Genomic DNA, 14225 nt, shown 5'->3' with positions numbered 1-14225 from the left:
GTGCCCATGAACGGCGGCGGATCGGGCCCTTCCGCCCACGACCTGATCTTCATCAGCTACAGCCACAAGGATCGTCCCTGGCTGGACCGGCTGATGGTGTTGTTGACGCCGTTGACGCGCAAGCGGGGTATCGAGATCTGGGCGGACCCGTACCTCCCGATCGGCGCCGATTGGCGGCGTGACCTGACCGATGTCATTGACCGGACCGCGCTGGCCGTGCTGCTGGTCAGCGGAGACTTCCTCGCATCACGGTTCATCATCGAGGAGGAACTGCCACAGCTCGCTGCCGGTGGTGCCCGGCTGGCCCCGGTCCTGGTGCGGGATTGCCTGTGGGAGCTCGAACCACGGCTCGAGCGACTCCAGTGGGCGCACGATCCGGGGCAGGATGGCCCGCTCGACGCCGGCGTCGGCACGCCCGGCGAGCGGGACGCCCGACTCGTCCGGATCTGCCGTCGGCTGGTCGGTCTGCTGGATCCCGCGTCCGGAGCGGCGGGCAACAATCTTGTTCCGGAGCCGGAGATAGTCGTGTTCCCACCGGTCGTGGAGTCCTTGGTCGGCACGCTCCGCCTCGGCTCGATCAGTGGGGTTCCGCCGCTTCCACCGGGCTACCAGCACCGGACCGAGCTGGAGCGGCTGCGCACGGTGATTCTGCGATCCGCCAGCGCGGTTGTCGGCGTCACCGGGAATGCCGCCGCCCTGGGTCTCTACGGCCAGGGTGGCATCGGGAAATCCGTCCTCGCCGCGGCCCTGGCCCGCGACGAACAGGTCCGGACCTACTTCCCGGACGGCGTCTACTGGGTGACACTCGGTGAGCGGTCCGACCCGACCGCCGCCCAAGCCGAGCTCCTGGCCCGGCTAGGCCGACCGGCCGGCGATGTCCGTGCGGCCGAGGACGGCTTGCGCCTGCTGAGCGAGGCCCTGGCCGACCAACAGGTGCTGCTGGTCGTCGACGACGTGTGGAGCGAGGACGCGGCCGCCGCGTTCCGAGTGACCGGGCCACGGGGCCGCATCCTGTTCACGAGCCGGGACGACGGCGTGCTGGCCGCCGTGCAGGCCGACGTCACGCAGCTCGGGCTCCTGCCGGAAGGAGCGGCACGACAGCTCCTCGCGGCGATCAGTGGCACTCCGATAGGCGAGCTGCCGGACGATGTCAATCAGGTGGTGGTCGCGACCGGACGGGTGGCGCTGGCGCTGGCGCTGGCCGCCGCGGCCGTACGCGGTGGGATGAGCTGGACTCAGGTCGCCGCCGGCCTCAAGATCGGCACGGATACCTTCCTCGACCATCCATACGCCAACACCTTCAAAGCCATGCAGGTGGCCACGGCCGCACTATCGCCGCTTCTGCGGGACGCCTACGTCAGCTTGGCGGTTTATCCGCCGGACACCGGGATACCGGTCGAGGTGATTGCCCGCTTCTGGAGTCATCGGCGGGGCGTGACCGCGGAGACCGCGCGGAGTGAGCTGGCCGTGCTGGCTGACGCCGAGTTGCTGCGGGTGGTGGACGAGCACGTCACTTTCCACGATCTGCAGCACGACTATCTCGTACTGCAGACCGACGACCTGCGAGCTCTGCACGCCGATCTGCTTGCCACCTACCGGCTGCTGCTGCCCGCTGGGGGCGAGGACGGGTGGTGGGGGCTGCCGCTGGCCGAGCCGTACATCTGGGATCATCTTGTTGATCATCTGCGGCTGGCCGAGGACGTGGCCGGGGTCCGTGCGACCGCGACGGACATCGCCTATCTGGCTCGTCGCATCGCCCTCGGCGGCCCGCACGCGGCAGAGGCAGATCTGACCGTCGCCGCCGAGACATTGCCCGACAATCCGCGAATCGGCTGGTTGAAGGATTGGTTGGCCCGGCACGGCCACCTCTTCGTCGGCTTGGCCGACGCCGGTGACGTGGCCGCGGCGATGCGGTGCTGGCTGGCGGGCGGCGACATGTCCGGGCAGCAGCGGCTGGACCCGTTGCTGCCCCCGGTCTTCCTACGGCCTCGATGGGGTCTGCGTCCGATACCGACCGCCTCGTTGCGGACTCTCACCGGCCACGCCGGCGCGGTGGCGACGGTCGCCTTCAGCCCGGACGGACAGCTCCTGGCCGGGGCTGGTCACGACGGAACGGTGCGGTTGTCCGAAGCAGCCAGTGGCCGGCAGTGGGCCGTCCTGACCGGGCACGCGGGCGGCGTGCAAGCGGTAGCGTTCAGCCCGGACGGACGGTTCCTCGCCAGCGCCGGGTCGGACCGTACGGTCCGAATGTGGGAGCTCGACAACCTCCGGCAACGTCTCGTGCTCAGCGAGCACCTGGGCCCGGTCCGGGCGGTTGCGTTCAGTCCCGACGGTGAGCAACTCGCCAGCGCTGACCAGGACGGCGACGTCCGGCTGTGGAATCTGGACGGGAAACTCCTCCGGGTCATCGCTACTGGGCACACCGAAGGGGTACGAGCGATCGCGTTCAGCCCGACCGGACGAGTGCTGGCCACCGCGGGCGGATGGACGGTGCGGTTGTGGGAGACCGACACCGGCCGGCAGCGGCTCTCGCGGGCCGGTCACGCGGGCGGCGTTCGGAGCGTCGTTTTCAGCCAGGACGGCCGGTTTCTGGCCAGCGCCGGCCGGGACGGCACGGTGCGCCTCTGGGAACTCGACAGCGGCCGCCGGCGCCCACCACTGGCCGGGCACGCCGGCACGGTGGAGGCGGTGGCGTTCAGCCCGGGCGGGGAACTGCTCGCCAGCGCCGGCCAGGACCGGACGATCCGCCTGTGGGAGTTGCCCGAGGCTAAGAGGTGTGCCGAGTTGCGAGGGCACACCGGCGTGATCCGTTCGCTGGCCTTCAGCCCGGGTGGGACACTGCTGGCCAGCGGCAGTTCGGACGAGACCTTGCGCCTCTGGCAGCCGGACACCGAGCGGCGGCACGCAAGCCCAGTCCGGCAGTTTGGCCAGGCACTGGCGGTCTCGCTCAGCCCGGACGGGCGGTTGCTGGCCGGCGCGTACAACGACGGAACGGTCCGGTTCCGAACATCCCGCGATGGCCAGAGCCGGGACATTTTCTCCGACTTCTCGCCATGGAACCCGACCGAGACCGGTCCGATCTTCGCCGCTTCGTTCAGCCCGGACGGGAAGCTGCTGGCCAGCGGTGGCGGGGATGAGAACGTCCGGATCTGGGACGTCGAACGGCGCCGGCGTCGGGCCTTGTTCAGCGCTCATGCTGGCGCGGTGCGGGCGGTGTCGTTCAGCCCGGACGGCCGCGTGCTCGCCAGTGCCGGCCACGACGGCGTGGTGCGGTTGTGGGAGGTGGAGACCGGCCGACTAGAGCACGCGCAGACGTTCGGTGCCGGGGTGATCCTGGCGGTGGCATTCAGCCCGGACGGGCAGTTGCTGGCCGGTGCGGGCCAGGACGGAACGGTGCGGCTGTGGCGGCCGGGCGACAGCTGGCAGCCAGACCGGCTCAGCGGGCACACCCATCCGGTGCAGACGGTGAAGTTCAGTCCCGTCGAACCGATGCTGGCCAGTGCCGGACATGACGGGACTGTTCGGCTGTGGGACACCGGCAGTTGCCGTGAGGTGGCAGTGCTGGCCGGAAATGCGGACGTGGTCAACGCGGTGGCATTCAGCCCGAACGGGCGAATGCTCATCAGCGCCGGCAACGACGGCACCGTCCGGGTGTGGGACACCCGTCGTGCCGAGTTGGTCCGCCAACTGCCGCTGGGTGACCCGATCTATTCGCTGAGCTGGAAACGCTCGTTCATTGGCGCCGCGTCCGCCGGGTCACTAATGATGCTGCAGGTCACGTCGGTGGCCCGGCCGGTCAGAGGCGAGTGATTGCGGCCGCCGGCAGGGCCATCAGCAGGGTCAGCACTACGTAGGCGCCGCCCAGGCCGAAACGGTGGTTCTTCGTGGCCGTCACCGCGGCCGCGAACGGGCCCAGCAGCGTCGTGAAAGCGGCCAGGTCGAAGACGTCGTCGCCACGGTCTCGGCCGGTCAGGCCGAACAGCACCAGCAAGGGGACGGCGACCAGCCAGCTCAGGGTGATCGCGGTCAGTTTCAGGTGCAGGTGGGTGCGCCGGGCCGGTTCCGCGGGGTCCTTCTGCAGGGCGAACGCCATGCGCTCCGCATAGCCGGCGGTGGCCGGCTGGTCCTCGGTGGTCACGCTAAAAGCCTATTGGTTTGCGGGGGTTCGTGCGTCATCCGTAACGGACAATTCACTCGCCCCCGCCTTGTCGCAAATCAGCTCTTGACCGAGCCCGCCATCAGGCCACCGATGAACCAGCGGCCCAGCAGGACGTAGACGATCAGGGTGGGCAGCGATGTGATCAAGGCGCCCGCCATCGACGCAGCGTAGTCGGGGGACTGGGCGCCCGCCAGGGCGTTCAGGGCGATCGTGATCGGGCCGTTGCGTGTGTTGGCCAGGAAGATCGCGAACAGGTAGTCGTTCCAGGCCGAGGTGAACTGCCAGATCACGGTGACCACGAAGCCGGGGATGGAGATCGGCAGGATGATTCGGGCGAACGTGCGCAACAGGCCCGCGCCGTCGACCCGGGCCGCCTCCACCAATTCCTCGGGAACGGTGGTCGCGTAGTAGTTGCGGAAGATCAGCGTGCAGATCGGGATGCCGTAGACGCAGTGCACGAAGACCAGCGTGGGGATGCCGGGTGCGATGCCGATCGTGGTCACGATCTCGCGCAGCGGGATCATCACCGCCTGGTACGGGATGAACATGCCGAACAGGATCATCGTGAAGACGACGTCGGCGCCGGGGAAGCGCCAGCGGGACAGCACGAAACCGTTCGCCGCGCCGATCAGCGAGCTGATCACCGCCACCGGGATGGCCAGCTCGAAGGTGCGGATGAAGGACGGCCGCAGCGCGGTCCAGGCCTTGCCCCAGGACGCCGTGGTCCAGTGCGTCGGCAGGTTCCACTGGCTGGTCACGCCGATGTCCGAGCCGGCCTTGAAGCTGGTCACGATCAGCACGTACAGCGGCATCAGCACGACGATCAGGAAGAAGATCGCCAGGGCGTACTTGATGATCGACCCGGGGCCGAAGGAGCGCCGGGGACGAACGCGCGGGGCCAGTGACTCCACCGCGGCGGGAGGTGCGGACACCGTGGTCATCGGCTCTTCTCCACCCGGTTCGTGTAGATCAGGTACGGGACGATGACGACCGCGACCAGCAGGAGCAGCACGATCGAGATGGCCGCGGCCTTGGCGTAATCGCTGGTCAGCAGCGTCTGCCAGACGTAGACGGCGGGCACCTCGGTGAGCCACTGCGGGCCGGAGATGCTCATGATCAGGTCGAACATCTTCATCGACATATGGCCGAGGATGATCAGCGCGCTGAGCGCGACCGGCGTCAGCTGCGGGAAAATCACATTCCGATACAGCCGGTACGTGCTTGCACCGTCCATGGCCGCGGCCTCACGCAGCTCCTGCGGAATGCCCCGGAACCCGGCGAGGAACAGCGCCATCACGTACCCGGAAAGTTGCCAGACGGCCGGCATGGCCATCGAGGCCATGCCCCAATTGGGGTTGGTCCACCAGGTGCTCTGCAGAAAGTCCAGATGCAGGCCGCCGAATACGGCGTTGAGCCCGCCCGCGTCGTCGCCCTTGAGCGGGTTCATCAGCCAGCGCCATACGACGCCGGAGGCGATGAAGCTGACCGCCATCGGGAACAGATAGACCGTACGGAAAAAGCCTTCGCCCTTGATCCCGCGTTCCAGCAGGAACGCCCACAGCAGGCCGAAGAACATCGCGCCGACCAGGAACACCACGGTGAAGATGAGCAGGTTCTTCAGCGAGTGGGTGAACCGGTCCTGGATGTCGTTGGTGAAGAGGTTCTTGTAGTTCTCGAGCCCGACGAAGCCTTTCGAGCCCAGGGCATTGTGCTCGTCGGAGAGGGAGACCTTCGTGGTCCAGGCGATCAGCCCGTAAACGAAGACGGCGAGCAATATGAGCGAGGGGGAGAGCAGTAACAGACCCGGTCCCCAGTGCCGAAGGCGGCGCATCAGGGCTCCTTACCGAAAACGGAAAACGGGCGGGACGGCAATCGCCGTCCCGCCCACGAAGACAGACCTACTTCTTGACGAACTGCGCGGCGGCCGCGGCGAGAGCCTTCTGCAGGCCGGCCACGTCCTGATTGGTGGAGAACGCGCCGAGGGCCGAGTTGGCCGCCCCCTGCCAGCCCTGCGAGCAGGCCGAGCCGTGCGCACACGACGGAACCTGGGTCGCGGACTTCCAGTCGGCCATGGCGGCCTGCTGGTACTTCGGGTAGTCGGCGGGGCTGGCGTCCGTACGCGCCGGAATTGAGCCCTTCTTGGTGTTGAAGGCCTTCTGGCCGTCGGCCGAGCCGACGGTCTTCAGCCAGCACTTGGTGCCCTCGACGTTCTTGGCGCCCTTGGGCAGCACGAACGAGTCGGCCAGCCACTGGAACGTGGTGCCGTTGCCGGGGAAGGTGAACCAGGCGTAGTCGGCGAACTTCTTGGCGTCCAGGTCGGCCGCCTCCCAGTCACCCATCAGCTGGTACGCGGCCTTGCCGTCCATGACCAGCTTCTCCGCGTCGGTCCAGTCCAGAGCGTCGCGGTCCTTGTTGGTGTAGGTCAGCAGCGTCTTGAAGTCGTTGATCGCCTTGGTGACGTCGGCGCCGTCCCACGGGGTCGTGCCCTTCCACAGACCGGTGAACTTCTCCGCGCCCAGGTCGGTGATCAGCACCGACTCGAACAGCATGAGCTGGGTCCAGTCCTTGCCGATGGCCAGCGGCGCGGCGATGCCCTTGGCCTTGACCTTGTCCAGGTCGGCGATGAAGCCGGCCAGGTCGGTCGGGTCGCTGGTGATGCCGGCGTCGGCGACGACCTTCTTGTTGCTCCACACCACGTTGGCGCGGTGGATGTTGGCCGGCACCGAGTAGATCTTGCCGTCCACCGTGAGGTTCTGGATCAGGCCCGCCGGGAACGCGGTCTTGAGGCCCCAGGTGTCGTAGTCGGCGCTGATGTCCTGCACCTGACCGGCCAGGATGTAGTCCTGCAGCTCGGCCCCGGCGTGCGCCTGGAACGTGTCCGGCGGGTCGTTCTGCTGCAGGCGGGAGGCGAGCACCTGCTTGGCGTTGGCGCCGGCGCCACCGGCGACCGCGCCGTTCACGAATTCCTGACCGGCGCAGGAGGTGCCGAACTGGGCGACGAGTCCGTCGAGTCCGGCCTTCTCACCGCCGTCGGCCCACCACGTGAAGACTTCCACCTTCTTGGAGCCGGAGCCCCCGTCGCCGCCGTCGTCGCTCGACCCGCAGGCCGAGGCGGTCAGCAGCGCAGCGACACCGATGACGGCGACTGCGGCCCGTCGAGTGAAGCGCATCTTTATCTCCCATCGAGATATTGACATCGTTGTCAAGTACGTCGGGGAGTACCGTGCCGCCTGAACCGCACACGTGTCAACGAAAGTTTCCGTGTCGTTACGTGCGGACCTTTGTGGATCGTCAGCCGGTTCGCTCGCCGCTACCGCGGGCGATCAGGGATGTAGATATGACGATGGTTCGGGCCGGGCCAGTATGGCCGCTGATCCGCTCGTAGGCGAGCCGCGCCGCCTCCCGGCCGATCGCGCCCATGTCGTGCGCGACGACGGTCGTGCCGAGAACATCGGCCAAATCAAAATCATCAAAACCCACCAAAGCCGGCGGCCGTACGACGTCCCGAAGCGCCCGCAGAGCGCCGGTGGTCAGCCGGTTGTTCGTCGTGAAGATCGCGGTCGGCGGAGTCTCCAACAACAGAAGATCCCGGACCGTACGCTCCGCGTGCCGCACGTCGTGCACCTCGGTGCGCAGGTACGGCTCCCAGAGCGTGTTACCGAACGATGTCATCGCGCTCACGAACCCGTCGATGCGGCTCCGTTGTGGAGCCATCCGGGCCAGGTCGGCGACCATCGCGATCCGCCGGTGCCCACCCGCCAGCAGGTGTTCGCCGGCCGACCGCGCGCCGCCCGCGTTGTCGATAAGCACCGCGTCGGCGGCCAGCCCGTCCGGGGGCCGGTCCAGGAAGACGAACGGGACGCCGCGGTTGCCCTCGATCGCCAGGTACTCGTGGTCGTCGCCGCTCGGGATCACCAGCAGCGCCCGCACCCGCCGCTCCAGGAACGCGTCCACCAGGCTGCGCTCCAGCTCGGCGTCCTCGTCGTTGTTCGCGGTGATCAGCAGCAGGCCGTGCTGGCGCAGCTCGCGCTCGATGCCGCTGGCCACCGCCGAGTAGAAGGGGTTGGCCAGGTCGCCGCTGACCAGACCGACCAGCGCACTGGTGGCGCCGCGGCGCAGTTCGCGGGCGATGCCGTTGAGGCGGTAACCGAGCGAGTCGGCCGCGTCCTGCACCCGGCGGCCGGTGGACGGGGCGACGTTGGGCTCACGGTTGAGCGCACGGGACGCGGTCTTGAGGCTGACCCCCGCAAGCGCGGCCACCTCGGTAAGCGTCGGCCGGCGGACGGTCGATTCGGAGGGCATGTCGCTCCGAGGGCTCGGCGGCGGGAACGGAGCAAGTATGACATCGATGCCACCCGGGACCTCACGTCGAGTGGCCACGCGATTTCACGGGGTGCGACATCGATGATCCTTCATCCTTATCCGGCACACAGCGTCACGACAGTCCCGGCTCAGCGCCCGTTGGTTCGCTGCTTCCTACCCAACCTTGGAGGCGAGCTGGCATGCCGGACCCCGACCTCGACAACGCCGCGTATGTGCGAGAGGTGCACGACAAAGGACTTCGATTCGACCTGAACACCATGAGCCGCCGCCGGATGCTGGCCGTCCTCGGCGGCGCCGGAGCGGTGGCGGTCACCGTTCTCTCCGGTGCTCCGGCCCTGGCCGACACCCTCGAGGAGGTGGAGTCGGAGACCGCCGGCCCCTACCCCGCGGACGGCTCCAACGGGCCGGACGTGCGGACCCTCGACGGCATCGTGCGAAAGGACATCCGCTCCTCGTTCGACACCGCGACCGGCACGGCTGAGGGCATCCCGCTCGACTTCTCGCTGACCGTGCTGGACCTGGACGGCGCGCCGATCGTCGGCGCGGCCATCTACGCGTGGCACTGTGACCGGGACGGCAACTACTCGCTGTACTCGACCGGGATCACCGATCAGAACTACCTGCGTGGCATCCAGGTGACCGACTCCACCGGCACGGTCACCTTCACCAGTATCTTCCCGGCCTGCTACTCGGGTCGCTGGCCACACATCCACTTCGAGGTGTACGGGTCGCTGGCCAACGCCACCAGCGGCGACGGGCCGATCGTGAAGACCTCACAGATCGCCATCCCGGAGGACGTCGCCGACCTGGTCTACGCGACCGACGGCTACAGCCAGAGCGTCACCAACCTCAGCCAGGTCACCCTGGCCGGCGACAACGTCTTCGGCGACGACTCGGCGGCCCGCGAGCTGGCCACCGTCACCGGGACCGTGACCGACGGCTTCACGGCCACGCTCACCGTCGCGGTCGACCCGTCCGGCACGGAGGAGAGCGGCGGCGGCACCCCACCGTCCGGCTCGCCCCCCTCCGGTGCGCCGACCGCGTCCCCCACGGCGACCGCCACCGCCACGGCGTCCGCCACCACGTCGGCCACGGTGTCCCCCTCGACCACCGCGCGGCCGTCATCCCAGAAAAAGAAGAAACACAAGAAGTGGTGGAATCCCTTCTCCTGGTGACGGTTCCCCCCATTCGTCCGCCCGAGCCGGCCTGACACACATCCCGCACTCGGGTGGGCCCGCGGCCGTATCCCGCCACCGGTACCCGTGCCCCCGGCGGCGGGATACGGCCTTTTGGTTTCGCCACTCACGCAGAATGAAGGGCCAGGGCCGGCGAAGCTGGGCCCCGGCCCGGCCTCGGCGTGAGCGACGGTCTGCACCACCCACCCAGGCACGACATCCTGCTCTTGAATTTGATTTAGACCTCGGTGGTCAATTCGTAGATTTCGGCCGTCGGGTGGCCGGCGCGTTCGTGGATGCGCAGGACGGCCTCCTTGCTCGGGCCGGTGCTGAGGCAGAAGACCTTGCCGGATTCCGGGTCGAGCCAGGCGCGCTCGAAATGCACACCCTCTTCCGCCTCGATTTTGAGGTCGGCGTCGTGGGCGTCGGCGAGCTGTTCCGGGGTGACGCCGACGAATCCGCTGTGTACGTCCATGAACTTGGCCATCGCGTGTTGCTCCCTGCGGTTGCGGTGTTGCTGACATGGGAAGACTGCCGGGCCGGGGGCAGTCGGACATCGGTCATTGCACCTAGGGAGAGCAGCCTCGGTGACCTAAAGTCGCGGACGTGGACAGCGCGCTCAGCAGTCCGATTCTCGTCGGGCGGGATGATCTGGTGGCGCTCGCCTCGCGACGGCTGGCCGCGGCCGAGCAGGGGAGCGGAGAACTTCTGTTTCTGGCCGGGGAAGCCGGCATCGGAAAGACCCGGCTGCTTTCCGAGATCGTCCGGCGGGCCGGCGGTTTCACCGTGGTGGGCGCCGGAGCGTCGCCGGGCGATGCCGAGGTGGCCGGGGCGGTGCTGGCCGATCTGGGCGCGGAGATGCGGCGAAATCCGGCCACCGCGACGGCCGGAGCGGGCGTTTCCCGGCGGCTGCGCGAATTCGTCGACGGCGATGCCGATCGGCAGCGGCGACTACTGGTGGCCGACCTGACCGCATTGATCGCGGCCGCGGTTTCCGGTCCGCTGCTGGTCACCGTCGAGGATCTGCACTGGGCCGACGATCTGACCCTGGACGTGCTGGCCCGATTGGGACGCCGGGCCACCGAACTCCCGCTGTTGCTGGTCGGAACCTATCGCAGCGACGAGCTCTATCCGCGGGTTCCGATGCGGGCCTGGCGCACCCGGCTGCTGACCCAGCGACACGCGGAGGAGGTGCGGCTGACCCGGCTGAGTCTGGCCGACACCGCCGCCATGACGGCCGCCATCGCGGGCGGGTCGCTGCCCGGCTCGGTGACCGGCGACGTATTTGTCCGCAGCGATGGCATTCCGCTGCACGTCGAGGAATTCCTGGCGTCCCGGGAAAGCCTGCCGGACACCCTCGCCGACGCCGTTCTGGCCCGGGCGTTCGCGTTGTCTGAACCATCCCGGCGGCTGGCCGAGGTCGCCTCGGTGCTGGGCCGCTCGTTCGACCTCGATCTGCTGACCGCCCTTACCGGCGACGGTCCGGCCGTCGTCGACGACGGTTTGCGGGAACTCAGCGAGCGGTTCTTCGTGCAGGCCCATCCGGACCGGTCGACATTCGATTTCCGGCACGCGCTGATCCGCGACGCGCTCTACGCCGATCTGTCCCCGCACCGCCGGCGGGAACTGCACGCGCGGGCCGCGGCGGCCGCGGTGGAAGCGGGATTCCCGGCCGCGTTCGTGAGCGATCAGTACGAACGGGCCGCCCTCGCTGGACCGGCTTTCGAATTCGCGAGCTCGGCCGCCTCGGCCGCCGTGGAGATGTCGGCCCATCGGGAAGCGGTCGAACTTTATCGGCGGGCGCAGCGCACGGCTCCGGTCGCGCTGCCGGTGGAATCGCGCGCCGCGCTGCTGACCGCCCTGGCCGGGGAATTGGCGGCAGTGGATGACAACGTGGCGGCCGCCGCCTGCTTCGAGGAGGCCTATCGGCTGCGGCTGAAACTCGACGATCGGCTGGCCGCCGCGATGCTCGTACCCGACTGGGTGGCGGTCCGGCATCAACTCGGCGCGGACCTCGACGAACGGGCCGCCGCGCTGCGCGGGGCCCTGCCACTTATCGCTTTCCGCACCGATTCCCTCGCCCAGGAAGCCCGGGCCAACATTCACGCCGCGCTGGCCGCCGCCTACATGCTGGACCGGCGGCTGGGCGAAGCCATCGAGGACGGGGAATTCGCTCGGTCCATCGCGGTCGAGGACTGCGATCGGGCGATGCGCTGCAATCTCGACGCGACGCTGGGGGCGGTGTTCCTGTTCGCCGGGCGGCTTTCCGAGGGCCGCGAACTCCTGGAAGGGTCCATCGCACGAGCACAGGGATGGCGATTCGAGGGCCAGACCGCCCGCGGTTACCGGATGCTCGGATCCAGCATGTCGGTGCTCGTCGAATACGAGACGGCGCGGAAATGGCTGCCGGAGGGAATCGCGTACGCCGAACGGGTCGAGCAGATCAACGACCGGAACTATCTGACCGCCCACCTCGGACACGTCATGTGGGCCACCGGCGACTGGGTCGGCGCGGAATCGGCCGCCCGGCAGGCCCTCGCCGACGGCGGCGGGATCACCACCCGGATCACCGCGCTGCACGTGCTCGGCTACGTCGCGATGGGCCGCGGCGCCCCGGCCACCGCGGTCGACCACCTCGGCGAGGCGGCCTCGCTCGGATCCGGCATGCGGGAACTGCAGCGGGTGTCGCCGGCCTGGTGGGGCCTGGCCGAGGTGGCGCTGCTCGGCGGCGACTTCGGCACCGCGGTGCAGCGCTGCGAGGAGGGGTTCGAGGCGTCGGCCCGGGTCCGCGACGCCGCCTACCTGTTCCCGTACGTCGTCACCGGCGTGCGGGCCCACCTGGCACTTTCCGGCCCGACCGCCGCCCGGGAATGGTTCGGCCGGGCCGCCGAACTGCTCAACGAACGAGACATTCCCGGCACTCGGGGCGCGATCCCGCACGCCCGCGGCCTCATCCACCTGTATGAGGGCCAGACCGGCAAGGCCCGGGCCGAACTGGCCGAGGCGGCCGAGTTCTGGGCCGGCCGATCTCGCTTCTGGGAGGGCGCGGCCGCGCTGGTGGATCAGGCGCGGTGCGCTGCGCGCAGCCGCCGGGCCGGCGACGCGGCCGAATTCATGGCAACAGCCCGAGACGCGTACGGGCGGGTAGGCGCACCGATCCCCGGCTACCTGTCGGCACCGGCCCCCAGCCGGTCGGCCGTGCCGTCGCTCTCGGCCCGGGAGCTCGAGGTCGCCCGGCTGGTGGCGGCCGGGATGACCAACCGGGAGATCGCCGAGAAACTGGTGATCGCGCCCAAGACGGCGGCCGCCCACGTGGAACACATCCGCACCAAGCTCGGCGTGTCCCGGCGCGCACAAATAGCCGCCTGGGTGGCCACACTCGGGTGAACCGCCACTCTTGGGTAACCACCTCGCCTGATCCCAAGGCTTACTTCCAACGGGGTACGTCAAACGGGCCATAGCTGGTGATCGATCAACCTGGCGACAATCGTTACCATGACCGCCCCCGGCAACTCATCCCTGCTTCTGATCCTGCTGGCCGTCTTCGTGGCCTGCTGCGGCTACGCCGCCGGCCGGTTGCACCAGCGGCACCAGACGGAGGACGACCGCGAGGAGGCCTACCGCGACGGGTACGAGACCGCGACCCGAAGCGTGTTCAGCATGGCCGCCCGGATGATCGCACCCCGCCGCGCGACCCGGGCGTCGGCGCGGGTAGCGGCGGTGGTGGACGGGTCCGCTGCCACCGGGCTGCCGGCAGCGCCCAGCGGACCCGCCCCGACTGCGCTGTCCGGTCCGGGGCCGGCCGATACCGGGCCGCCGGACGTGCCGGAGGTCGAGCTGGTGGCCGCTGATTCCAGTTCGGTCCATCCGATGCCGGCGCCGTCAATTCCGGCGTCCCGGCCGCCGATGGCTTCGGAGACGGACGCGGCGTCGTCGCTCGGCTTCCCGGTTCCGCCGGCCCCGTCGCCCCGGGTGATTGCCGAGCCCGCCGCCATCGGCGGGGTGGTCTACCGGCCGTTCCCCGATCCGCGGGCGCCGCTCGACGCCGAGCTGCCACCGAACGACGACGCCCACCGCCGCATCCCGGCCCCGTTCGGTCCGAGCCGGATGCCCCGGTCGGCGCCGGTCCCGGCGGAAGGGCCGGGTTCTCGACATTCCGCGGAGACCCCCGCAAGCGGTACGCCGGTCCCGGCGGACTCCGTGTCGCCCGCCGACAGCGGTGTGCACGACCGCCGGGCAGGCCGGTCCCGGCGTGCGACCGAACCCGGTGCGTCCTCGTCGGACGCCCCGCTGCCGTTCCTGGGTATGCCCGGGCCCGGGAGCGGAATGCCGGACGTCGTGGTCGGCGTCCCCGGTCTGCACAGCGCGTCCGGTGCCGAGGTCGCGTCGGCCGAGACCTCGTCGGAGTCCACCGGCCGGCACGGTGTGCCGGACGAACTCGTGCAGGCCGCGACCTATCGGCTGCCGGCGGACCGGATCTTCCGGGCCAAGGTCCCGGACGCGGTCGCGCCGCCGGAGGACCCCGCCAACCGGGTGGCCGTGCCCAAGCCGCGGCAGTCCTGAAAGTG

Annotated in this window: 10 protein-coding genes; 4 read left to right on the top strand and 6 right to left on the bottom strand. The window is 69.4% G+C overall.

What is annotated here, in order from left to right; genetic code table 11:
• The first annotated feature begins 6 nt into the window (after window positions 1–6).
• Window positions 7–3810 carry a WD40 domain-containing protein gene (locus tag Ate02nite_RS03860; RefSeq protein ID WP_203798753.1) on the top strand — a complete coding sequence of 1268 codons (3804 nt, stop codon included), beginning with the start codon at window positions 7–9 and terminating at the stop codon, window positions 3808–3810.
• Here Ate02nite_RS03860 and Ate02nite_RS03855 read toward each other — a convergent pair.
• The 5 genes from Ate02nite_RS03855 to Ate02nite_RS03835 form a co-directional block, all read right to left on the bottom strand.
• A complete protein-coding gene (locus Ate02nite_RS03855; protein ID WP_203798751.1) occupies window positions 3797–4138 on the bottom strand; it encodes a hypothetical protein in 342 nt (113 codons plus the stop codon). The two genes, Ate02nite_RS03860 and Ate02nite_RS03855, sit on opposite strands and share 14 nt — an antisense overlap.
• A gap of 77 nt (window positions 4139–4215) precedes the next feature.
• Window positions 4216–5100 carry a carbohydrate ABC transporter permease gene (locus Ate02nite_RS03850; RefSeq protein WP_438871151.1) on the bottom strand — a complete coding sequence of 295 codons (885 nt, stop codon included), beginning with the start codon at window positions 5098–5100 and terminating at the stop codon, window positions 4216–4218.
• Window positions 5097–5990 carry a carbohydrate ABC transporter permease gene (locus tag Ate02nite_RS03845; protein ID WP_438871150.1) on the bottom strand — a complete coding sequence of 298 codons (894 nt, stop codon included), beginning with the start codon at window positions 5988–5990 and terminating at the stop codon, window positions 5097–5099. Before Ate02nite_RS03845 ends, Ate02nite_RS03850 begins: the two co-directional genes overlap by 4 nt.
• Before the next feature lie 67 nt (window positions 5991–6057).
• The gene (locus Ate02nite_RS03840) at window positions 6058–7329 is read right to left on the bottom strand and encodes an ABC transporter substrate-binding protein (RefSeq protein ID WP_203798743.1); all 1272 of its coding nucleotides are present in this window, start codon (window positions 7327–7329) and stop codon (window positions 6058–6060) included.
• A 121-nt stretch (window positions 7330–7450) separates the two neighbouring features.
• Window positions 7451–8461 (bottom strand): LacI family DNA-binding transcriptional regulator, encoded by a 1011-nt coding sequence (locus tag Ate02nite_RS03835; protein ID WP_203798741.1) that lies wholly within the window; start codon window positions 8459–8461, stop codon window positions 7451–7453.
• Between the two features lie 200 nt (window positions 8462–8661).
• Here Ate02nite_RS03835 and Ate02nite_RS03830 point away from each other — a divergent pair, with 200 nt between their 5' ends.
• The gene (locus Ate02nite_RS03830) at window positions 8662–9657 is read left to right on the top strand and encodes an intradiol ring-cleavage dioxygenase (protein ID WP_203798739.1); all 996 of its coding nucleotides are present in this window, start codon (window positions 8662–8664) and stop codon (window positions 9655–9657) included.
• A 238-nt stretch (window positions 9658–9895) separates the two neighbouring features.
• Here Ate02nite_RS03830 and Ate02nite_RS03825 read toward each other — a convergent pair whose 3' ends face one another.
• Window positions 9896–10144, bottom strand: a complete 249-nt coding sequence (locus tag Ate02nite_RS03825; RefSeq protein WP_203798736.1) for an SCO4226 family nickel-binding protein — start codon at window positions 10142–10144, stop codon at window positions 9896–9898.
• A 119-nt stretch (window positions 10145–10263) separates the two neighbouring features.
• Here Ate02nite_RS03825 and Ate02nite_RS03820 point away from each other — a divergent pair, with 119 nt between their 5' ends.
• A complete protein-coding gene (locus Ate02nite_RS03820; RefSeq protein WP_203798729.1) occupies window positions 10264–13044 on the top strand; it encodes a helix-turn-helix transcriptional regulator in 2781 nt (926 codons plus the stop codon).
• Window positions 13045–13152: 108 nt separating this feature from the next.
• Window positions 13153–14220 carry a hypothetical protein gene (locus Ate02nite_RS03815; RefSeq protein WP_203798727.1) on the top strand — a complete coding sequence of 356 codons (1068 nt, stop codon included), beginning with the start codon at window positions 13153–13155 and terminating at the stop codon, window positions 14218–14220.
• Window positions 14221–14225 lie beyond the last annotated feature (5 nt).

The sequence above is a fragment of the Paractinoplanes tereljensis genome (assembly GCF_016862435.1).
Lineage (GTDB): Bacteria > Actinomycetota > Actinomycetes > Mycobacteriales > Micromonosporaceae > Actinoplanes > Actinoplanes tereljensis.
This window is presented reverse-complemented; position numbering and strand designations above follow the sequence as displayed.